This window comes from Tabrizicola caldifontis, from assembly GCF_004762095.1.
GTDB lineage: Bacteria > Pseudomonadota > Alphaproteobacteria > Rhodobacterales > Rhodobacteraceae > Tabrizicola > Tabrizicola caldifontis.
In genome coordinates, this window is sequence record NZ_SIJH01000009.1 from 34,836 (window position 1) to 54,257 (window position 19,422).

Here is a 19,422-nt window from a genome sequence, read left to right on the forward strand (position 1 = left end):
CAGATCAGGCCGCGATCTCGCGCGGGACGATGAAATCGACCGCCGTTCCACTGCCGAAGGTGACCTGGGACCAGTCAGCCACGTCGAAATCGACGACCAGCGTCGCGCCGGTCGGGTATCGGGCGAAATCGGCGCTGTGGGGCGGATGGGCGACCAGTCGCGCGGCGAACTCTGCGATGCCGGGGTTGTGCCCGATCATCATCACGGTGTCACCCTTTGCATGGCGCAGGACCGCCATCATCACATCCGGGCCGGCGTGGTAGAGAGCCGGCTTCAGCTCCAGCACCGGAGCACCGGGCAGGGCGGGTGCAATCCCGGAGAACGTCTTGCGCGTGCGGACCGCGTCAGAGCAAAGCACCTCGTCTGGCACATAGCCCCGGCTGGCCAGCCATTGGCCCAGATCGGCGGCAGCCGCCTTGCCCCTTTCGTTCAGCGGTCTGTCATGGTCGGGCATGAGCGGGTCGTCCCATGAGGATTTCGCGTGCCGCGTCAGGATCAACCGCTTCATCTGTGAAACTGCCCCATGTGATAGGCCGACTGTTCAGGCAGTCTTGCATAGGTCTGCGACAGCGGGCAAGCGCGGCGCACCAGACAGCCGCCGGACATGCAGTCCCGGCCCTCGGGCCGGTCGAGGAAGGCGTGGCATGACGGCAGGTCGTAGCCAGCCGTGGTCAGCGCGCCAGGCGGGCAGGCCGTGGTGCAGGGGGCGGAACAGTTGTCGCAGGGCCGCGGGACGGCAGGGGGAAGCCCGACCGCGTGCTTCAGTGCCAAGGCGCCGCGAAAACTGACCATCAGCCCCTGGGTGGCATGGACCAGAAGGCGCACGGGGCTTTCCCACACCCTGCCCGAGCGCAGGGCCCAGCTGTAGAACGGGTGCCAGGGCGGCCCGCCAAAGGGAAACAGGGCCTTGGCCCCCAGGTCACAGGCGAGCTTGCCGATGACACGGCGTGACCACCGGTCCACCGGGTCGGGTGTTCCGTCCTGCCATTCCGGCTGGGCAGTCAGGTGCGCCCAGAAGCCGGGTTCGGACGGTCCGAGAAGCAGAAGCGTGCGCGTTCCGGGGGGAAGGCCTGGTTCATCAGTCTGCACGCCGAAGCCGCCCAGCACCTCCAGCCGATGGGGGGCAAGATGGGCAACGATTTTGGCCAGCGCCAGGGTATCGGGGTGTGAAGTGGGGGGGTGCATGGGGGTCAGAATGGGGCAGGGCAGGGCGAACGCAAGGCCCGAAACGGGTGTGACGGGTCAGGGTTCCGGGAACGGTCCGGGCCATCAGACGCCGCTTGGGCAAGTGCAGGTCAGGGCGTGGACGTGACAGGAGATTCGGTCAAAGGGGGCGGATTGTCCGTCTGTGCCCCGGTCGGGGCGCCATCGTTCGAGGGGACATCCGCAGGCGCGGCGTCTGCGGGCGTCTCGGGCGGGGCGGTCAGGATGCCGTTCTGCCAGATACCTTCGGCGACCTGGCCGCTGGCATAGGTCAGCTTGCCCTGTCCTTCACGGATTCCGGCGCGGAACTGGCCAACATAGACGTCGCCTGAAGGATACGTCGCCGTTCCCTGCCCTTCGATCTGGCCGGCGACCCATTCGCCGACATAGCGAAAGCCGTCCGGGGTAGAGAACTCGCCCTCGCCGTGGCGCAGGCCCGCCCTGAACGTGCCCTTGTAAAGGCTGCCGTCAGGGTAGACCGCAGCGCCGATTCCTTCGCGCTGCCCGTCCACCCAGTCGCCTTCGTAGCGGTAACCGTCCGGCTGCGTCATCGTACCGGTGCCATGCGGCAGGGCATTGACGAAGCTGCCTTCGTAGACGCGGCCATCCGCATACATGGCGCGTCCCTGGCCAGTGATCATCCCGCGCTGCCATTCGCCCTGGTAGGTGGACCCGTCGGGATAGGTGATCGCGCCCTGGCCATGCGGCTGGTCGGCCTGCATCGCGCCGACATAGACCGATCCGTCAGGATAGGTGATGGTGCCGGTGCCCTCCATCCGCCCTTCGACCCAGGTGCCTTCGTAGGTGAAACCGTCTGCGGCGGTGAAGGTGCCCTTGCCATGGCGGCGGTCGGCCAACCAGCTGCCCGAATAGATGTCCCCGTTCTTGTGCACCATCCGGCCCTGGCCCTGGCGCTGACCGTTGACGAAGGCCCCTTCGTAGACGTCGCCGTTTGGCTGGGTCAGCTTGCCTTGGCCGTTGATCTGCCCATTGGCCCAGTCGCCCTCATAGACCAGGCCATCCGGCATGGTCAGCTTCCCGTGGCCGGACCGCTGGCCCTGCACCAGCGTGCCTTCGTAGACCGTGCCGTCCGGGTAGGTGATCCTGCCAGTGCCTTCCTTGACGCCCATGACCCACTGGCCTTCGTAGGTATAGCCCGAGGGGTTGGTCAACGTGCCCCGCCCGTTGTGCTGGCCGCGGGTGAAGGTGCCCGTATAGACCGACCCGTTGGCATAGGTCGCCACACCCTGCCCGGTCATCTGGCCATTGACCCAGTCACCTTCATAGGTGCGGCCATCCGGGGCGGTGATCTTGCCCTTGCCGTCGGGCTGGCCGTTCAGGAAGCTGCCCTCGTAGACCGAGCCGTTGGGATAGCGCGCGACGCCCTGGCCGGTGATCTCGCCCTCGATCCAGTCGCCGGTATATTCGAAGCCCGAGGGCAGCCGGTAGGTGCCGGTGCCGTGCTGGCGGCCATTGAGGAACGTGCCCTCGTAGACCGAGCCGTCGTCATACTGCTTGGTGATGATCTCGCCATCCTGCGCAAGGGCGGGCAGCGCGATCAGGGCAAGAAAGGCGGCAATCGGCAGGCGCATGGGCGAATCCCCCCAGGGTCAGGCTGCGAAGGTAAGGGGGCAGCTGCGGTGTGACAAGCTTGGGGCGGTTCGGCTTTCCCTTGGCCATCAGTCTGGTAGAAGGAATGTGACCGATGGGGGCCCGCGATGACCGATACCTTCCGACTGAGACTTGCGCAGTTGAATCCGGTGGTGGGGGACATCGCCGGAAATGCGGCGCGGGCGAAGGCCGCATGGGAGGCGGGGCGCGCCGACGGCGCCGACATGGTCGCGCTGACCGAGATGTTCGTGACCGGCTACCAGACCCAGGACCTGATCCTGAAGCCGGCGTTCGTGACGGCGGCAATCGCGGCGGTCGAACGGCTTGCCGCCGACTGTGCCGATGGCCCGGCGCTGGGCATCGGCGGGCCGGTGCGGGCGGGCGGAAAGCTTTACAACGGCTATTATGTGCTTCACGGCGGCAAGGTGCAGGCGCGCGTCCTGAAGCATCATCTGCCGAATGACTCGGTGTTCGACGAAAAGCGGGTCTTCGCCTCGGCCGACGTGCACGGGCCCTATGTGGTGAATGGTCTGCGCATCGGCACCCCGATCTGCGAGGATGCCTGGCACCCCGACGTGGCCGAGACCCTGGCAGAGACAGGGGCAGAGATCCTGCTGGTGCCCAATGGGTCGCCCTATCATCGTGGCAAGCCGAACCTGCGGCTGAACCTGATGGTGGCCCGCGTGGTCGAGACCGGCCTGCCGCTGGTCTATCTGAACATGGTGGGCGGGCAGGATGATCAGGTGTTCGACGGGTCTTCAATGGTGCTGAACCCCGGCGGACGGCTGATGGCGCAGCTGCCGCAGTTCGACGAATGCGAGATCACGGTCGTCTTTCGCCGCACCCCCGAAGGCTGGCGCGCCGATCCGGGCGAGATCGCCGAGATCCCGCCGATCGGCGAGGCGGATTATCGCGCCTGCGTCATGGGCCTGGGCGACTACATGCGCAAGACCGGGTTCCGCAAGGCGCTGCTGGGCTTGTCGGGCGGGATCGACAGCGCCATCGTCGCGGCCATGGCAGTGGATGCGCTGGGGCCGGAAAACGTGCGCTGCGTCATGCTGCCCAGCGAATTCACCAGTGCCCATTCGCTGGAGGATGCGGCGGCGGCGGCGAAGGCTTTGGGTTGCCGGCTGGACACGGTGCCGATCACCGGCGCGCAAGCCGCCGTGGGAGAGGCGCTGGCCCCGCTCTTCGCCGGCACGGAGCCCGGCATCACCGAGGAAAACATCCAATCCCGCCTGCGTGGGCTGTTGCTCATGGCGCTGTCAAACAAGTTCGGCGAGATGTTGCTGACCACCGGCAACAAGTCGGAAATAGCGGTGGGCTACTGCACGATCTACGGCGACATGAACGGCGGCTACAACCCGGTCAAGGACATGTACAAGACCCGCATGTTCCTGACCGCGCGCTGGCGCAACGAAAACCACCGACCCTGGATGAAGGGGCCGGCAGGCGTCGTGATCCCGCAGCGCATCATCGAGAAACCCCCCAGCGCCGAACTGCGCGCCAACCAGACCGACCAGGACAGCCTGCCACCCTACGAGGTGCTGGACGCGATTCTGGAATGTCTGGTGGAAAAGGAGATGTCGGTGGCCGAGATCATCGCCCTTGGCTTCGAGCGTGAGACGGTGAAGAAGGTGGAGCACTTGCTTTACCTTGCGGAATACAAGCGGTTCCAGTCGGCGCCGGGGGTGCGGCTGACGCAGAAGGCCTTCTGGCTGGACCGCCGCTATCCGATCACCAACCGCTGGCGGGACGATGGCTGAACTGGTCGCGGTCAACCGTTATGCCTGCGCGACGCGGGGGCGTTCCGCGCTGCGGCCGCGGCGCTGGCGGCCAGGGTGTGTGACGAAGGCCACCCCGGCATTCTGGCCTGCCGGTTCTTCTGCTCCGGCCGGGCCGAAGGTCGCGCCGTGGTAACTTATGCCGACCCCGGGGCCTGGATCGGCCACCACGATCTGGTCACGAGCTGGTCCGAGGCTGCGGCGCCGAGAGCTTCGGCCGATCTGGAGGAGGTGCTGCTCTTCGGCCCTGCAACTGCCGCGATGCTGGACTGGTTGGCGCGGATGGGGCTGGAGGCCAAGGTGCGGCTCATCGGCGAACCAGTGGCGGGATTTCTGCGCTGGAACGGCTGAACTTCGGCCCCAGTGCGGCATGAACCTCTCAGACCGCTGTCACCGTGCATTCGGGCAAGAGGCGCATCACGTCCTCGGGCCGGCAAAGCTGGGTTGCATCGGTCATCACCGCGGCAGAAGCGGCTGCGGACCCCAGGGCCAGCGCCTCGGCATTGGACTGGCCGCGTGCCAGCGACAGGACGAAAGCGGCGACGAAACTGTCGCCGGCGCCTACGGTCGATTTCACCCTGACCTTGGCAGCCTTGCCGAACAGCCTCTGATTGGCGTCGGCAAGCACGTTGCCCTCGGCGCCGCGGGCGATGATGACGGTCCGTGCCACGCCCTTCCCGACCAGAGATTGCGCGAAATCGGCGGTGTCCTCTACCCTGGGAAGGGACTTGCCGGCCAGTTCCTCTCCCTCTGGTCCATCCATGCGAAGGACTTCCAGCCCCGGAATCGGGTGGCGCACCGCCTCGGTCAGGGTCGCGCCGGATGTATCCAGCACCACACGGCTGTCCGGCATGGAGGCCGCAAGCTGTGCCGGGAAATCGACCGGCACGCCGGGGGGCTGGCTGCCCGAGATCACGGAGATCCCGCCCGGCCGTGCCGTGGCGCGCAACAGGGTGAACACGCGGGCGCGTTCGGCCTCGCCCCAGACCGGGCCCGGGAGCATGAAGCGGTATTGCCGGCCGGTGGTGACCTCGTTCACGGTCAGCGATTGCCGCGTCTCGCCGGGGCCGAGGATCGATAGGAACGTCACGCCTTCCGCCCGGATCAGACCGGCCAGCCGGTCGCCCGTCAGCCCGCCGATGGCCACCAGCGCCAGGCTGTCGCCCCCCAGCGCCTTGATCGCCCGGCTGACGTTCAGCCCCCCGCCGCCGGGATCGAGCAAGGGCTCGGTGCAGCGCAGCTTCTGTCCGGGAATCAGCTCGTGCACCTCGGTCGCCATGTCGAGCGCGGGGTTCAGCGTCAGGGTCAGGATCGGGGCTTGGGTCATGCGGCACCTGTTCGTGTTACCGCTATCATAAACCCTTCACAGCGAAATGGAACCGCCCCCGGCAGGCCATGCCGGGGGTGGCAGTGCGCCGCGAGAACGTGGTTGCCGACTTAGCCGTTCAGCAGCAGCTGGTAGCTGGCCGGCACATAGCGGAAACCATCTTCCGTGGCCTCGACATAGCCGAGGCCCGGGAAGGGCATGTGGTAGCCGATGAAGGGGATGCGGTCGGCGGCGATCATGCCGAAGACCCGCCGGCGTGTCGCGGCGGCGGCGGCCTTGTCCATGTCGAAGCGAACCTCCCAGTCGGGCTGTTGCAGCGACCATACATAGTGGTTGGCGGTGTCGGCGGTGATGATCAGGCGCTGGCCGTCCGATTCGACCTGATAGACCATATGCCCCGGCGAATGACCGAAAGCGGCCATGCCGGTGATGCCGCCGGTCACGATGCCGCCGTCGTCAAGGAAGGTGAACCTGTCGTTCAGGGGTTTCACGTTCCTGTCGAAGCCGTCGTTGCCGGCGGCCGACCAGTGGTTGTGTTCCACCGCTCCGGTGACGTAGCGGGCATTGGCGAAGGTTGGCGTGGTGCCGTCGGCGCCCATCAGCCCCCCGATGTGATCGCCGTGCATGTGGGTCAGGACGACCGTTGTCACCATGTCGGCCGTCATCCCGGCCGCAGTCAGCGCGGCCAGTGTTCCCTCGGCGGACAGGCCGGTGTCGAACAGCACGACATCGGCACCGGTGTTGACCACCGTCGGGGTGAAGAAGTTCAGCGACCTGTCGGCGGGGATGAAGTTCGCGGCGCTGAGGGCGGCAAAATCTTCGGGATTTGCATTGGTTCCGAAGGTTTCCTGCGGATTGTCAAGCAGGCGGCTGCCGGCGGAGAGCGTGGTCACCTCGAAGCTGCCGAGCCTGAACCGATTCCACGGCGCGAAGCCCGCGCCCTGCATGGGCGCCTGCGCCTGAACGGCGCGTGGCATGAACGTGGCGGCCAAGGGCAGGGTGGCACCGGCGACAAGGGCCTGACGACGGGAAAGCATGACGATGTCCTCCTTTGGGTCCATCATCGGCAGATAGGGCACGGGGACCGGAAGGCGGATCACGGGCGCGTCAGGGGCGGTGCCTGTCTGCACATGGGCTGTGCGGCAGGGACGGGAAGCGGATCATTCCCACCAGGGATCGATGGCGGCGATATCGTCGTCCGACCAGCCAAAGTGGTGCGCCAGTTCGTGGATCACCACATGGGTCACCAGTTCCTGAAGAGAGACGTTCCCGCGTTCGGCCCATTCGTCAAGGATCGGCCGCCGGAAAAGCCAGATCACGTCGGGCCTGGTCATCTGCTCGGCGGTCGATTTCTCTGTCAGGGGAATACCCTCGTACAGACCGGTCAGCTCGAACGGGTCGTCCAGGCCCAGTTCTTCGACCATGTCGTCTTCGGGAAAATCCTCGACGCGCAGGCGGACATGGGTGGCGGGCTCGCGGAACGGATCGGGCAGAGTCGAGATGGCCTCGTGGGCAAGCTGTTCGAGGAAGGCCAGGGTCGGGGCGATGCTGTCGGGGGCTGGATTGGTCATGGCCTGAAGATAGGCAGGCCCCGGAGCGGAGGGAAGGGGGGGGCGGCCCGGCGGGGCGGGGCCGTTGCCGGGGGCATCGAACCCCCGGCAACGGCGTTGCCACGGCCGGCGGCATCGGAGTCCACCAGACCGGACGCGGCGCAAAACTGGACAAGACGCGGGGCTTGTGACAGGGAAGGGCGGTTCAAGGAGCCGCCCCGATGACCGTCACTACCCGCTTCGCCCCCTCGCCCACCGGCTGGATCCATGTCGGCAACCTGCGCACCGCGCTTATGAACTACCTCATCGCGCGGCAGAACGGCGGCACCTTCATCCTGCGGCTGGACGATACCGACCAGGAACGCTCGAAGCAGGAATACATCGACGGGCTGATGGAGGATCTGACCTGGCTGGGCCTGACCTGGGACCGGGTCGAGCAGCAGTCGAAACGGCTGGCGCGCTATGCGGAAGCCGCCGAGCAGCTGAAGGCCGCGGGCCGGTTCTACGAATGTTTCGAGACACCGGTCGAGCTGGATCTAAAGCGCAAGAAGCAGCTGAACATGGGCAAGCCCCCGGTCTATGACCGCGCGGCCCTCAGCCTGACCGAGAAGCAGAAGGCCGCCTATCGCGCCGAGGGCCGCAAGGGCTACTGGCGCTTCAAGCTGGATCAGGAACGGATCGAGTGGAAGGACGGGATCATCGGCGAAATCTCGATCGACGCGGCCTCGGTCAGCGATCCGGTGCTGATCAAGGCGGACGGGCAAGTGCTTTACACCTTCGCCTCGTCGGTGGATGACGTGGACATGGGGGTGACGCATATCGTGCGCGGCGCCGACCATGTGACCAACACCGCGACCCAGATCCAGATCATGAAGGCGCTGGGCGGCACGCCCCCGACCTTTGCGCATCACAGCCTTCTGACCGGGCCGCAGGGCGAGGAACTGTCGAAGCGTCTGGGCGTGCTTTCGCTGCGCGACCTGCGCGCGCGGGGGGTGGAGCCGATGGCGCTTTTGTCTCTCATGGCGCGCCTGGGGTCGTCGAAGCCGGTGGAACTGGCGCGCTCGATGGAAGAGCTGATTGCGGGCTTCGACGTGGGTTCCTTCGGCACCGCGCCGACCAAGTTCGATGCCGAGGATCTGTTCCCGCTGACCCGGCAGCATCTGCAATCGCTGCCCTTCGCGGCGGTGAAGGAGCGGGTGCTGGCGCTGGGCGTGCCCGAGGCCGAGGCCGAAGCCTTCTGGAATGTGGCCAAGGGCAACATCACCGTGCTCGCCGATCTGGCGGACTGGTGGACGCTGTTCCGCGACGGGGCCGAGCCGGTGGTGGAGGAGGCCGACCGCGACTTCGTGCGGCAGGCGCTGGCGATGCTGCCGCCGCGACCCTGGACCACGGCAACCTGGGGCGAGTGGACCCAGGCCGTGAAGGAGGCGACGGGGCGCAAGGGCAAGGATCTTTTCCGCCCGCTGCGCCGGGCCTTGACGGGGCGCGACGCGGGGCCGGAGATGGCCGATGTCATGCCGCTTCTGCGCAAGGTTCCGAGCGTCTGAGCCCTCGTGCACCGCCCCGGGGGCCGTCTGCCCCCGGACCCCCGAGGATATTTGGGAACGGAAGAAGGGGCTGGCACATGGCCGGACCGCAGGCGAAGTTCGTCGAGGGGAACCTGTTCCGGCATGTGTCGGTCATGGCGCTGACCTCGTCGGTCGGGCTGATGGCGGTTTTCGTCGTCGATCTGGTCAACATGTTTTACATTGCGCTGTTGGGGCGCGAGGAGCTGGCGGCGGCGATCGGCTATGCCGGGGCGATCCTGTTCTTCACCACCAGTTTCGGAATCGGCATGTCGATTGCCGTGGGGGCGTTGGTGGCGCGGGCGCTGGGCGCGCGCGATCCGGCGCTGGCGCGCGAGAAGTCGACGACCGGCCTGGTGCTGGGCTTCGTCTTCGGGTCGATCTTCGCGGCCGTCGTATGGCTGGCGCTGTCGCCCTTGGTGAGCCTTCTGGGTGCCACGGGCGAGACGCATGATCTGGCGGTGCACTTTCTGGCCATCGTGGTGCCGTCGCAGCCCCTGTTGATGGTGGGTATGGTGGGCGGCGCGATCCTGCGCAGCCATGGCGATGCGCGGGCGGCGATGATGGCCACGGTCTGGGGGGCGGTGGCGACGGCGGTGCTGGACCCGATCCTGATCTTTGGCCTCGGGCTGGAGCTGACGGGGGCGGCGATTGCAGGCTTTGCAGCGCGCGTGGTGATAGCCTGGGTCGCCTTGCAACCGATCCGGCGGAAGTACGGGGGCTTCGACCGGCCGACGACGCGACAGGTCATTGCCGACATGGGGCCAATCTGGGCCATCGCGGTGCCCGCGATCCTGACCCAGGTGGCGACGCCCGTGGGCCAGGCCTTCGTCACCCGTGCCACCAGCGCCTATGGCGAGGCGGCTGTGGCGGGCATGGCGATCGCCGGCCGGCTGACGCCGGTCGCCTTCGGGGTGATCTTCGCGCTGTCCGGGGCCATCGGGCCGATCATCGGGCAGAACTTCGGCGCCGGGCAGATCGACCGGGTGCGGCGCGCCTTTCTGGACGGGCTGATCTTCACCGCTCTGGTGATCCTTGTGGTCTCGGCGCTGCTCTATGCGTTGCGCGGGCCCATCGCCGATGCGTTCCGCGCCGAGGGGCTGACGCGCGATCTGGTTTATCTGTTCTGCGGGCCGCTGGCGCTGTTGTGGTTCTTCAACGGCGCGATCTTCGTCGGCAATGCGGTCTGCAACAATCTGGGACGGCCGTTCTGGTCCACGGTGGTGAACTGGGGCCGGCACACGCTGGGAACCGTCCCGCTGGCCCTGTGGCTGGGCGGCTACTGGGGTGCGCAGGGGGTGCTGGTCGGGCAGGCCGTCGGCGGGGTGATCTTCGGGTTGGCGGCAATCTGGCTTGCCCTGCTGGTGATCCATTCGCCGGCCGTTTCCCATGCCCGCGCGCGCCCGCAGCCTGAGCCTGATGCCGAAGCGGTCGCCAGCCCCGGTGAACGCCGGGCATGACGCCTGGCGCGGTATGCCATCGTATTCCGGATTTCGCTTGCCCGCCCCGCCCCGGATGGGTTAGTCAGGATGTGTCAGTTTCGGGAGAATCCGGGGAAAGCCCGGTGCCGAAGGAGCAACCGCCCCGGTAAACTCTCAGGCGCAAGGGACCGTAGCTGACGACAGACTCTGGAGAGTTCCCGGCCAGGGCCGGGACGCCGAAGGGATAACGATCTCAGGCGCGCCAGCCGGCGCAGGGACAGAGGGGGCATCGAGCGGCGGGGATCAGCCCGCCGGAACGGTGCCGGTTGCTTTCCGGCCGAACTGTGGGAGGACGGCGATGGCCGACCCTGAGGGCTTGATCCGCCTGGGTCTGCATGACCTGCATGTTGAACTGGGCGGCAAGATGGTGCCCTTCGCGGGCTACGAGATGCCGGTGCAATATGCCGAAGGCGTGCTGAGGGAACATCTGCACACGCGCTCGGCGGCGGGGTTGTTCGATGTCAGCCACATGGGGCAGGTGATCCTTAGGCCGAAAGGGTCGATCGAGGATCTCAAGCGCGCATTCGAGGCGCTGATGCCGGTGGATGTGCTGGGGCTGGCCGAGGGGCGGCAGCGCTATGGCCTGTTCACCAATGATCAGGGCGGGATCCTGGACGACCTGATGTTCACCAACCGCGGCGATCACCTGTATGTCGTGGTGAATGCGGCCTGCAAGGCAGCCGACATCGCCCACATGACTGCGGCCATGCCAGGCGTGGAAGTTCAGCCAGTGACCGACCGTGCGCTTCTGGCCTTGCAGGGACCGGGCGCCCAGGCGGCGCTGGAGGGATTGGTGCCGGGCGTCGCGGCGATGCGTTTCATGGATCACCGGATCTTCGGCGGGATCTGGGTCAGCCGCTCGGGCTATACCGGCGAGGACGGGTTCGAGGTCTCGGTGCCGCAGGCAGAGGCCGAGAGCTTCGCGCGCCGCCTGCTGGCCCAGCCCGGTGTGGCCCCCATCGGTCTTGGTGCGCGCGACAGCCTGCGGCTGGAGGCGGGGCTTTGCCTCTACGGCCATGACATTGACACCACCACAAGCCCGGTCGAGGCCAACCTGACCTGGGCGATCCCAAAGGCCCGCCGTGCGGGCGGCGTGCGCGAGGGGGGCTTTCCGGGCGCGGCGCGGATCCTGCGCGAACTGGCCGAAGGGCCGGCGCGGCTGCGCGTCGGCCTGCGCCCCGAGGGCCGTGCGCCCATGCGCGAGGGTGTGGAACTTTTCACCGATGACGGCACGCCTGCCGGCCGCGTCACCTCGGGCGGGTTCGGTCCCAGCGTGAATGCCCCAGTCGCGATGGGTTACGTTGCGCGATCCCATGCTACCATCGGCACGATTCTTCAGGGCGAACTGCGTGGCAAGCGCCATCCCGTCACCGTTGCCGACCTTCCCTTCCATCCCACCAGCTACAAGCGTTGAGGCAAGACGATGAAATACACCAAGGATCATGAATGGCTGCGCGTCGAGGGGGACCTGGTGGTCGTTGGCATCACCGAACATGCCGCAACGCAACTGGGCGATGTGGTCTTCGTGGAACTGCCCGAACCCGAGACCCAGGTGGCCGAGGGTGACGAGGTCTGCGTGATCGAAAGCGTGAAGGCAGCCAGCGACATCCTGGCGCCGGTGGATGGCGAGATCGTCGCCGTGAACCAGAAGCTGGTGGATAATCCGGCCCTGGTAAACGAGGATCCGCTTGGCGAGGGGTGGTTCTTCAAGATGAAGGTCGATGACCTGAGCGTGCTCGACGACTTCATGGACGAGGACGAATATCAGGATCTGATCGGCTGATCGCCCCGGCCCGGAGTTTTCGAAAACTCCGGGCAAGTTTCTTCGAAGAGAATTGCAGATTCCTTTGCAGGAATTTGCCCGCCCCTTGCCAAAGGTATGCGCCATGACCTTCACGCCGACCGACTACAACCCCTATGATTTCGCCAACCGCCGGCACATCGGCCCCTCGCCCTCGGAGATGGAGGAGATGCTGGCGGCGGTCGGCGTGCGAACTCTGGACGAGCTGATCGACCAGACCGTGCCGCCCTCGATCCGGCAGGCGCAGCCCCTGTCCTGGGCGCCGCTGGCCGAGCACGAGCTTCTGGCGAAGATGAAGGAGGTCGCCGCGAAGAACCGGGTGATGACCAGCCTGATTGGGCAGGGTTATTACGGCACGGTCACGCCGCCCGCGATCCAGCGCAACATCCTGGAAAACCCGGCCTGGTATACCGCCTATACGCCCTATCAGCCGGAAATCGCGCAAGGAAGGCTCGAGGCGCTTCTGAACTTCCAGACCATGGTCTGCGACCTCACCGGTCTGGACGTCGCCAATGCCTCGCTATTGGACGAGGCGACAGCAGCGGCCGAGGCGATGACCATGGCCCAGCGGGTGGCAAAGTCGAAGGCGCAGGCTTTCTTTGTCGATCGCTTCTGCCATCCCCAGACTATCGCCGTGATCCGCACCCGAGCCCTGCCGCTGGGCATCGAGATCATCGAGGACGACGTGCGCAAGCTCGACCCATCGCAGGTCTTCGGCGCGATCTTCCAGTATCCGTCCAGCTATGGCCATGTGACCGACTTTACCCAGCGCATCGCCAGCCTGCATGCGGCCGGGGCCATCGCGATCATGGCGACCGACCTGCTTGCGCTCTGCCTGCTGAAGGAACCCGGTGCGATGGGGGCCGACATCGCCGTAGGCTCGGCGCAGCGCTTTGGCGTGCCGATGGGCTACGGCGGGCCGCATGCGGCCTTCATGGCCTGCCGCGACGCCTACAAGCGGCAGATGCCGGGCCGCATCGTCGGGGTCTCGATCGACGCGCAGGGCAACAAGGCCTACCGGTTGGCGCTCCAGACCCGCGAACAGCACATCCGGCGCGAGAAGGCGACCTCGAACGTCTGCACGGCGCAGGCGCTGCTGGCGGTGATGGCCAGCATGTATGCAGTGTTCCACGGGCCGAAGGGCCTGCGCGCCATCGCCGAGCGGGTGCACTTCCTGACCCAGCGGCTGGCGCGCGCGCTGAAGGCTGCGGGAGCGAAGGTCGCGCCGAAGGCGTTCTTCGACACGATCACCGTCGAGGTCGGCGTGGGTCAGGCCGGCATCCTTGCAGCCGCGCGGGCCGAGGGGCTGAACTTCCGCAAGATCGGCCTCGACCGAATCGGAATCAGCCTCGACGAGACCACTGACGAGCGCGTGCTGATCAAGGTTCTGCGCGCGTTCGGAATTGATGGGGTGCCGCCCCACCGCGCCACCCTGGGCTTCCCCGAAGAGATACTGCGCACCTCGGACTATCTGACCCATCCGGTTTTCCACATGAACCGGGCCGAGTCGGAAATGATGCGCTACATGCGCCGCCTGTCGGACCGCGACCTCGCGCTCGACCGGGCGATGATCCCGCTCGGCTCCTGCACGATGAAGCTGAACGCCGCAGCCGAGATGATGCCGATCACCTGGCCGGAGTTCTCGTCCCTGCACCCCTTCGTCCCGCGCGATCAGGCGGCGGGCTATCACGAGGCCATCGCCGACCTGTCGGCCAAGCTGTGCGAGATCACCGGCTATGACGCCTTCTCGATGCAGCCGAACTCGGGCGCGCAGGGGGAATATGCGGGGCTATTGACCATCCTGAACTATCATCGGGCCCGCGGCGACCATCAGCGCAAGGTCTGTCTGATCCCGACCAGCGCACATGGAACCAACCCGGCCAGCGCGCAGATGGCAGGAATGGAGGTCGTCGTGGTCAAGTCCGCCCCAAACGGCGACGTGGACGTGGACGATTTCCGCGCCAAGGCCGAGGCGGCGGGCGACAGGCTGGCGGCCTGCATGATCACCTACCCCTCGACCCACGGGGTGTTCGAGGAAACCGTGCGCGAGATCTGCCGGATCACCCATGATCATGGCGGGCAGGTCTATATCGACGGGGCGAACATGAACGCGCTCGTGGGCTTGGTGAAACCTGGCGAGATCGGCGGCGATGTCAGCCACCTGAACCTGCACAAGACCTTTGCCATCCCGCATGGCGGCGGGGGGCCGGGCATGGGGCCGATCGGCGTCAAGGCACATCTTGCGCCGCATCTGCCGGGGCACCCCGAAACGGGTGGAGATGGGGCGGTTAGCGCGGCGCCCTACGGTTCGGCAAGCATCCTGCTGATCAGCTGGGCCTATTGCCTGATGATGGGCGGACCGGGCCTGACCCAGGCGACGCGGGTCGCGATCCTGAACGCCAACTACATCGCGGCACGACTGGCGGGACACTATCCGATCCTGTTCATGGGCAACAAGGGCAGGGTGGCGCATGAGTGCATCCTTGACACCCGCCCATTCGCCGAGGTGGGCGTAACCGTGGATGACATCGCCAAACGGCTGATCGACAACGGCTTTCATGCGCCCACCATGTCCTGGCCGGTGGCCGGCACGCTGATGGTGGAACCGACCGAATCCGAGACCAAGGCCGAGATCGACCGCTTCGTCACCGCGCTTCTGTCGATCCGCGAGGAGATCCGTGCGGTAGAGCGGGGCGAGATCACGGCAGAGGACTCGCCACTGCGCCATGCCCCGCACACAGTTGCGGCCCTGGTGGGCGAGTGGGACCGGAAATACAGCCGCGAGACCGGCTGCTTCCCCCCGGGGTCCTTCCGGGTGGACAAGTACTGGCCTCCGGTGGGCCGGGTGGACAACGTGTATGGCGATCGCCATCTCGTCTGCACCTGCCCGCCGGTCGAAGCCTACGCCGAAGCTGCCGAATAGGCACACGGCTGCCGCCGCGGGGTGCGGGCCTGCCTTAAGGGCAGGTCCGGCCGCGCGCCTCGCCTTCAAGGTGCAGGCTTCGGTGCCAGGGTCCCCAGCAGACGCAGCCACTGGCCCTGGGTCAGGAAGTCGATCGATGCGTCGATCCCCTGCGGGGTCATTCCGGCAAAGCTGCCATCCCAGGCTTCCGACAGCCCGCGCGTCGGCAGGCCCGTTTCAAGCATCAGCCAACTGTCGAAGGTTTGACCGGGCGCGAAGCGCACATCGGGATGGCTCAGCAGGACGGCAAGCGTGTCATCGGCGTAAAGCCCCATCCAGAGGGTCTCTCCTCCGGTAAAATCGACTGCAACCCAGCAGTAGGAAAATGCACCGCGATCATCGGTATGGCCCGAGCCATTCCAGCTCCCGGCCGAAAACTGGCTGCCCGGAATTTCGTCGGCATTTGCAGGCGGCACCGTCGAAAGCGCCAGGATGACGGCAAGGGCAAGCATGCGCATGGCAGATATCCTTGCTGATGCAGTTCCCCGTGGCATGGCCCGATGGCACGTCGGCACGCAAGTCGTGCTTTCCCGGGTGTTGCACGGCATTGACCCCGGATCAGCCGCAGGCTAGCGATTGCCGCCGATGACCGGGACGCGCCCCCCCCTTGCTGATGGACTGATCGCCGGCCTGCCTATCGTTCTAGGCTATTTCCCCATAGCGTTTTCCTTCGGGGTGGCGGCGACACGGGCAGGATTCACCGGGCTCGAGGCCTTTGCTCTGTCGGCGATCATCTATGCCGGCGCCTCGCAGTTCCTGGCCTTGGCCCTGCTGACCTCGGGCGCGCCGGTGCTGGTTTCTGCCTTCACGCTGATCGCAATGAACCTGCGGCATGTCCTGTATGGCCCGGCGCTGATGAAGGCAGCGGGACGGGGGGCCACGACCCGCCGCGCCTGGGCCTGGGCCTTCGGGCTGACCGACGAGGTTTTCGGTCAGGCCCTGGGTGCGTTGGCGCGGGGGCAGTCCTTTTCGGAAGGCTACATGTTCGGGCTGGGGATCGGCGCTTATGCCAGCTGGCTGGCGGGAACCGCGGTTGGCGCCCTGGCCGGGGGCGGGGCGCTGGATGGCTGGCCAGCCGTCAGCGCGGGGTTGGGGTTCATGCTGCCTGCCCTGTTCCTGGCGCTTCTTCTGTCGATCCTCAGCCGCAGGCAGGTGCCGGTGATCGTGATTGCGGGTGCCGCCACGGTGGCCGGAACCCTGGCGCTCAGCTCTACCTCCGGCATCCTGCTCGGGATGCTCGCCGGGGCCGCGGCGGGGGTGGTGCGGCGATGAACACCGACCTTCTGGCCATAGCCCTGCTGGCCGGAGCCGCCAACTGGGCTTTCCGTGTGTTGCCTACACTTGCCCGGACTGACCGCCTGACACCCGGTGGGCTGCTGGAGCGGTTTCTGTCGGCGACCGGCCCGGCCGCCATAGCGACCCTGTTCGTGGCTGCGGTCCTGCCGGAACTTTCCGGAGGGAAGGGATGGCCGCTGCCTTTCGTCGTCGGAACGCTGGTCGTGCTGGCCGCCTGGGGCACGACACGTTCGGTCGTGATTGCAACCCTGGCCGGGGCCGTGCTGCACGGTGCGACCGTCTGGGCGCTGGGCTGATCTCTGCTTGCACAGGATGCAGGCATCGGCGACCATCAAAGGGGATACGCCAGGGGGAGGCCGGACATGCTTGAGATCAGCCCGCAGAAGGTGGTGCATGTGATCTACCTTGCCCGCGAGGGCTCGGTCGGCGATGCGGAACTGCACGCCTTCATCGATGCGCTGAATGACGACGAAAAGGCCCAGTTGACCGCCGTGGCCTGGATCGGACGTGGCGCCTTCGAGCCGGAAGATTTCGAAGAGGCCGTGGCCACCGCCGCCGCAGAGGCCACGACACCCACAGCCGATTACCTGATGGGCATGCCCCACCTGGCCGAAAACCTGGAGGCGGGACTTGATGCCCTCGGGGTCGATGTGACGGGCGAGGAAGAGGATTTCCTTTGACCGAAGCAAGGTCTTGCATCGCGCAAGTCGAATACACATCTTCAAAGCAATAGATGTATGAGGTGCGCAATGGCTGTAGTTGATGCGGTGAAACTGACCTGTCCTTCCTGTGGGCAGGCGAACCGGGTGCCCGTGTCCCGGTTGGCTGAAGGGCCGAAATGCGGCGTATGCGGGGCGGGGCTTGTCGATGGAAAGGTTGCAGAACTGGACGCTGCGACCCATGACAAGGTGACGCGCGGCGATGGTCTGCCGGTTCTGGTGGATTACTGGGCACCCTGGTGCGGGCCCTGCCGGATGATGGCGCCGGAATTCGCCAAGGCGGCGCAGGCGCTGGCGCCCAAGGTGCGGCTGATGAAGCTGAACACCGAGGACCACCCCGAAATCTCGGCCAGGGCGGGAATCCGCGGGATTCCAGCACTGATCCTGTATCGCGACGGGCGCGAGGTGGCGCGGCTTGCGGGTGCGCGTCCGGCGGCCGATATCGTTGCCTTCGTGCGCCAGCACATCGGCAGCTAGGCACCCGCGCGGGCCGCTTGACAACGACCGCACGATGCGCGATTGAGCCGCGCGAGGTCATTGGGGCAGTAGCTCAGTTGGGAGAGCGTATCGTTCGCAATGATAAGGTCAGGGGTTCGATCCCCCTCTGCTCCACCAATGACCCTCGGCCTCCCGCTGCATCGTCCGTCTGACCCTCGGTCCTGACCGGAGGGACTGATTCGTCGCCTCGGTTTGCGTTGGCGCGTCATCACTGGCGCGACGGGGCCGATCGGGGCAGACTCTGCCTCGGATGAATGCATGACCTGGATCGACCGTTTTGATGGCCTGAGGGCCCTTCCCGCCGAGATCGCCGATGCGCTGGTCTCGGGCAGCAATGTGGTGTCGCTGCCGGCCGGGGCCAGGGTATTCGAGGCGGGCCAGCATGCCGACAACCTGCTGTTGCTGTTGGGCGGAACGGTCCGGGTGCAGCAGCGGTCCGAATCCGGCCGCGAGGTGTTCCTGTATCGCGTTCATGCCGGGGAAAGCTGCGTGCTGACGACCGCCTGCATGCTGGCGAACGAGGACTATTCGGCCGAAGGCATCACCGAGACGGAGGTCGAGGCGGTCGTGATCCCTCACAGGGTCTTTGAAGATCTGGCAGGACGTTCGGACAGGTTCCGAAGCTTCATCTTCCGTGCCTATTCGCGCCGGATCGCCGATCTGTTCGCGCTGATCCACGACATCGTGTTCCAGCGCGTCGATGTGCGGCTGGCGGCGCGGCTGCTGAGCCTGGCCCGGGGGGACGAGGTTCAGGCGACGCACCAGGCGCTGTCGGTTGAACTGGGAACGGCGCGCGAGGTCGTCTCGCGCACGCTGGGCGACTTCCAGCGCCGGGGCTGGGTGGAACAATCCCGCGGGCTGATCCGGGTTCTGAATCGCGAAGCTCTGGACCGGCATGCGCGGTCTGTGACGTAATCACCATGCGCGGCCATCCGGCTGTGGCATGGTGTCGGGGTGGGTGATTCTCGAAAGGAGAGCGACATGACGAAGAACATGGGAACGATCGACCGCGGCCTGCGCGCCATCGTGGGCATTCTCGCGCTTCTTGGGGCCTTCGTTTTCGGCTGGTTCTCGGGCTGGGTGGTCTGGGTGGCCACGGTGGTCGGGGTGGTGATGCTGGCGACGTCGGCGCTGGGGAACTGCCCGCTTTATGGCGTGATCGGAATCAAGACCTGCAAGACCTGAGGAGTTCATGGAAACAGAGTTCACACCTTTGGCGTCGCTTGCAGGCGGCGTACTGATCGGTCTGGCCACAGTGCTGCTGATGGCGCTGCATGGCCGCATCATGGGGGCCACCGGCATCCTGGGCGGTATCATGCGGTGGGGCGACCTGGCGGACTGGTCCCTGCGGGCCGCCCTGCTGGCGGGCATGGCAGCCGGGCCGCTGGTGATGCTGGGGCTGACGGGGCAGGTGCCGGCCGTGGATCTTCCGGTTTCGACCCTTGCCGTCGTGCTGAGCGGGCTGATTGTCGGTGTAGGTGTCAGCTACGGGGGCGGCTGCACGTCGGGCCATGGGGTCTGCGGCAACGCCCGCTTCTCGCGTCGGTCGATCGTGGCGACACTGACCTTCATGGCGACGGCCTTTGCCACGGTCTTCGTCATACGCCATGTGATCGGAGGTTGAG

Annotated in this window: 21 protein-coding genes, 1 tRNA gene and 1 riboswitch; of the genes, 15 read left to right on the forward strand and 7 right to left on the reverse strand. The window is 66.5% G+C overall.

The features are described 5' to 3' along the window. Window positions 1–4: 4 nt before the first annotated feature. From EYB42_RS08990 to EYB42_RS09000, 3 genes are all read right to left on the reverse strand, one after another. A complete protein-coding gene (locus tag EYB42_RS08990; RefSeq protein WP_135449771.1) occupies window positions 5–508 on the reverse strand; it encodes a SixA phosphatase family protein in 504 nt (167 codons plus the stop codon). Further along, window positions 505–1,185: a ferredoxin gene (locus EYB42_RS08995; protein WP_240784052.1), complete on the reverse strand. Its 681-nt coding sequence runs from the start codon at window positions 1,183–1,185 to the stop codon at window positions 505–507. The genes EYB42_RS08990 and EYB42_RS08995 overlap by 4 nt, the downstream gene beginning before the upstream one ends. 110 nt (window positions 1,186–1,295) lie before the next feature. Further along, the gene (locus EYB42_RS09000; protein ID WP_135449772.1) at window positions 1,296–2,795 is read right to left on the reverse strand and encodes an MORN repeat-containing protein; all 1,500 of its coding nucleotides are present in this window, start codon (window positions 2,793–2,795) and stop codon (window positions 1,296–1,298) included. Window positions 2,796–2,921: 126 nt separating this feature from the next. Between EYB42_RS09000 and EYB42_RS09005 the strand changes: the two genes are divergently transcribed. Together EYB42_RS09005 and EYB42_RS09010 are read left to right on the forward strand one after the other, a co-directional pair. Further along, window positions 2,922–4,580, forward strand: coding sequence for an NAD+ synthase (locus EYB42_RS09005; RefSeq protein WP_135449773.1), 1,659 nt, complete (start codon window positions 2,922–2,924; stop codon window positions 4,578–4,580). Window positions 4,581–4,655: 75 nt separating this feature from the next. After that, window positions 4,656–4,949, forward strand: a complete 294-nt coding sequence (locus EYB42_RS09010) for a hypothetical protein (protein ID WP_135449774.1) — start codon at window positions 4,656–4,658, stop codon at window positions 4,947–4,949. Window positions 4,950–4,977: 28 nt separating this feature from the next. Here EYB42_RS09010 and EYB42_RS09015 read toward each other — a convergent pair whose 3' ends face one another. The 3 genes from EYB42_RS09015 to EYB42_RS09025 form a co-directional block, all read right to left on the reverse strand. Beyond that, complete coding sequence (locus EYB42_RS09015; RefSeq protein ID WP_135449775.1) at window positions 4,978–5,925, reverse strand: 1-phosphofructokinase family hexose kinase; 948 nt, start codon at window positions 5,923–5,925, stop codon at window positions 4,978–4,980. 110 nt (window positions 5,926–6,035) lie between these two features. After that, the gene (locus EYB42_RS09020; RefSeq protein WP_394346490.1) at window positions 6,036–6,962 is read right to left on the reverse strand and encodes an MBL fold metallo-hydrolase; all 927 of its coding nucleotides are present in this window, start codon (window positions 6,960–6,962) and stop codon (window positions 6,036–6,038) included. A 123-nt stretch (window positions 6,963–7,085) separates the two neighbouring features. Beyond that, window positions 7,086–7,496, reverse strand: a complete 411-nt coding sequence (locus EYB42_RS09025; protein WP_135449776.1) for a metallopeptidase family protein — start codon at window positions 7,494–7,496, stop codon at window positions 7,086–7,088. Between the two features lie 200 nt (window positions 7,497–7,696). Here EYB42_RS09025 and gltX point away from each other — a divergent pair, with 200 nt between their 5' ends. The 5 genes from gltX (at window position 7,697) to gcvP (ending at window position 15,245) form a co-directional block, all read left to right on the forward strand. Beyond that, entirely contained in the window at window positions 7,697–9,022 is a 1,326-nt protein-coding gene (gltX, locus tag EYB42_RS09030) for a glutamate--tRNA ligase (protein ID WP_135449777.1), read from the forward strand. Window positions 9,023–9,099: 77 nt separating this feature from the next. Beyond that, a complete protein-coding gene (locus EYB42_RS09035) occupies window positions 9,100–10,500 on the forward strand; it encodes an MATE family efflux transporter (protein ID WP_135449778.1) in 1,401 nt (466 codons plus the stop codon). 71 nt (window positions 10,501–10,571) lie between these two features. Continuing rightward, window positions 10,572–10,662, forward strand: a riboswitch (glycine riboswitch). Window positions 10,663–10,819: 157 nt separating this feature from the next. Next, window positions 10,820–11,935: a glycine cleavage system aminomethyltransferase GcvT gene (gene gcvT / locus EYB42_RS09040; protein WP_135449779.1), complete on the forward strand. Its 1,116-nt coding sequence runs from the start codon at window positions 10,820–10,822 to the stop codon at window positions 11,933–11,935. 9 nt (window positions 11,936–11,944) lie between these two features. Next, the gene (gcvH, locus tag EYB42_RS09045; RefSeq protein ID WP_135449780.1) at window positions 11,945–12,304 is read left to right on the forward strand and encodes a glycine cleavage system protein GcvH; all 360 of its coding nucleotides are present in this window, start codon (window positions 11,945–11,947) and stop codon (window positions 12,302–12,304) included. 103 nt (window positions 12,305–12,407) lie between these two features. Continuing rightward, window positions 12,408–15,245: an aminomethyl-transferring glycine dehydrogenase gene (gcvP, locus tag EYB42_RS09050; protein WP_135449781.1), complete on the forward strand. Its 2,838-nt coding sequence runs from the start codon at window positions 12,408–12,410 to the stop codon at window positions 15,243–15,245. A gap of 65 nt (window positions 15,246–15,310) precedes the next feature. On the opposite strand, the gene EYB42_RS09055 is transcribed toward gcvP, so the two are convergent. Then, entirely contained in the window at window positions 15,311–15,742 is a 432-nt protein-coding gene (locus tag EYB42_RS09055) for a hypothetical protein (RefSeq protein WP_135449782.1), read from the reverse strand. Window positions 15,743–15,869: 127 nt separating this feature from the next. Between EYB42_RS09055 and EYB42_RS09060 the strand changes: the two genes are divergently transcribed. The 8 genes from EYB42_RS09060 to EYB42_RS09095 all read left to right on the forward strand — a co-directional run bounded on the left by EYB42_RS09060 (window position 15,870) and on the right by EYB42_RS09095 (window position 19,421). Beyond that, window positions 15,870–16,556 (forward strand): AzlC family ABC transporter permease, encoded by a 687-nt coding sequence (locus EYB42_RS09060; RefSeq protein ID WP_135449783.1) that lies wholly within the window; start codon window positions 15,870–15,872, stop codon window positions 16,554–16,556. Continuing rightward, window positions 16,553–16,876: an AzlD domain-containing protein gene (locus EYB42_RS09065; RefSeq protein WP_135449784.1), complete on the forward strand. Its 324-nt coding sequence runs from the start codon at window positions 16,553–16,555 to the stop codon at window positions 16,874–16,876. The genes EYB42_RS09060 and EYB42_RS09065 overlap by 4 nt, the downstream gene beginning before the upstream one ends. Before the next feature lie 66 nt (window positions 16,877–16,942). Further along, complete coding sequence (locus EYB42_RS09070; RefSeq protein ID WP_135449785.1) at window positions 16,943–17,260, forward strand: DUF3775 domain-containing protein; 318 nt, start codon at window positions 16,943–16,945, stop codon at window positions 17,258–17,260. A gap of 69 nt (window positions 17,261–17,329) precedes the next feature. Then, window positions 17,330–17,776, forward strand: coding sequence for a thioredoxin TrxC (gene trxC, locus EYB42_RS09075; RefSeq protein ID WP_135449786.1), 447 nt, complete (start codon window positions 17,330–17,332; stop codon window positions 17,774–17,776). Between the two features lie 62 nt (window positions 17,777–17,838). After that, a tRNA-Ala gene (locus tag EYB42_RS09080) sits at window positions 17,839–17,914 on the forward strand. 141 nt (window positions 17,915–18,055) lie between these two features. Next, window positions 18,056–18,712, forward strand: coding sequence for a Crp/Fnr family transcriptional regulator (locus EYB42_RS09085; protein WP_135449787.1), 657 nt, complete (start codon window positions 18,056–18,058; stop codon window positions 18,710–18,712). A 66-nt stretch (window positions 18,713–18,778) separates the two neighbouring features. Continuing rightward, window positions 18,779–18,982 (forward strand): YgaP family membrane protein, encoded by a 204-nt coding sequence (locus EYB42_RS09090; protein ID WP_135449788.1) that lies wholly within the window; start codon window positions 18,779–18,781, stop codon window positions 18,980–18,982. A 7-nt stretch (window positions 18,983–18,989) separates the two neighbouring features. After that, window positions 18,990–19,421 carry a YeeE/YedE family protein gene (locus EYB42_RS09095; protein ID WP_135449789.1) on the forward strand — a complete coding sequence of 144 codons (432 nt, stop codon included), beginning with the start codon at window positions 18,990–18,992 and terminating at the stop codon, window positions 19,419–19,421. Window position 19,422 lies beyond the last annotated feature (1 nt).

Excerpts from the sequence above, each read along its gene's own strand:
- EYB42_RS08990 (WP_135449771.1), bottom strand. The coding sequence starts at position 508 with ATGAAGCGGTTGATCCTGACGCGGCACGCGAAATCCTCATGGGACGAC.
- EYB42_RS08995 (WP_240784052.1), bottom strand. The coding sequence starts at position 1,185 with ATGCACCCCCCCACTTCACACCCCGATACCCTGGCGCTGGCCAAAATC.
- EYB42_RS09000 (WP_135449772.1), bottom strand. The coding sequence starts at position 2,795 with ATGCGCCTGCCGATTGCCGCCTTTCTTGCCCTGATCGCGCTGCCCGCC.
- EYB42_RS09005 (WP_135449773.1), top strand. The coding sequence starts at position 2,922 with ATGACCGATACCTTCCGACTGAGACTTGCGCAGTTGAATCCGGTGGTG.
- EYB42_RS09015 (WP_135449775.1), bottom strand. The coding sequence starts at position 5,925 with ATGACCCAAGCCCCGATCCTGACCCTGACGCTGAACCCCGCGCTCGAC.
- EYB42_RS09020 (WP_394346490.1), bottom strand. The coding sequence starts at position 6,962 with ATGCTTTCCCGTCGTCAGGCCCTTGTCGCCGGTGCCACCCTGCCCTTG.
- EYB42_RS09025 (WP_135449776.1), bottom strand. The coding sequence starts at position 7,496 with ATGACCAATCCAGCCCCCGACAGCATCGCCCCGACCCTGGCCTTCCTC.
- gltX (WP_135449777.1), top strand. The coding sequence starts at position 7,697 with ATGACCGTCACTACCCGCTTCGCCCCCTCGCCCACCGGCTGGATCCAT.
- EYB42_RS09035 (WP_135449778.1), top strand. The coding sequence starts at position 9,100 with ATGGCCGGACCGCAGGCGAAGTTCGTCGAGGGGAACCTGTTCCGGCAT.
- gcvT (WP_135449779.1), top strand. The coding sequence starts at position 10,820 with ATGGCCGACCCTGAGGGCTTGATCCGCCTGGGTCTGCATGACCTGCAT.
- gcvH (WP_135449780.1), top strand. The coding sequence starts at position 11,945 with ATGAAATACACCAAGGATCATGAATGGCTGCGCGTCGAGGGGGACCTG.
- gcvP (WP_135449781.1), top strand. The coding sequence starts at position 12,408 with ATGACCTTCACGCCGACCGACTACAACCCCTATGATTTCGCCAACCGC.
- EYB42_RS09055 (WP_135449782.1), bottom strand. The coding sequence starts at position 15,742 with ATGCGCATGCTTGCCCTTGCCGTCATCCTGGCGCTTTCGACGGTGCCG.
- EYB42_RS09060 (WP_135449783.1), top strand. The coding sequence starts at position 15,870 with ATGACCGGGACGCGCCCCCCCCTTGCTGATGGACTGATCGCCGGCCTG.
- EYB42_RS09065 (WP_135449784.1), top strand. The coding sequence starts at position 16,553 with ATGAACACCGACCTTCTGGCCATAGCCCTGCTGGCCGGAGCCGCCAAC.
- EYB42_RS09070 (WP_135449785.1), top strand. The coding sequence starts at position 16,943 with ATGCTTGAGATCAGCCCGCAGAAGGTGGTGCATGTGATCTACCTTGCC.
- trxC (WP_135449786.1), top strand. The coding sequence starts at position 17,330 with ATGGCTGTAGTTGATGCGGTGAAACTGACCTGTCCTTCCTGTGGGCAG.
- EYB42_RS09085 (WP_135449787.1), top strand. The coding sequence starts at position 18,056 with ATGACCTGGATCGACCGTTTTGATGGCCTGAGGGCCCTTCCCGCCGAG.
- EYB42_RS09090 (WP_135449788.1), top strand. The coding sequence starts at position 18,779 with ATGACGAAGAACATGGGAACGATCGACCGCGGCCTGCGCGCCATCGTG.
- EYB42_RS09095 (WP_135449789.1), top strand. The coding sequence starts at position 18,990 with ATGGAAACAGAGTTCACACCTTTGGCGTCGCTTGCAGGCGGCGTACTG.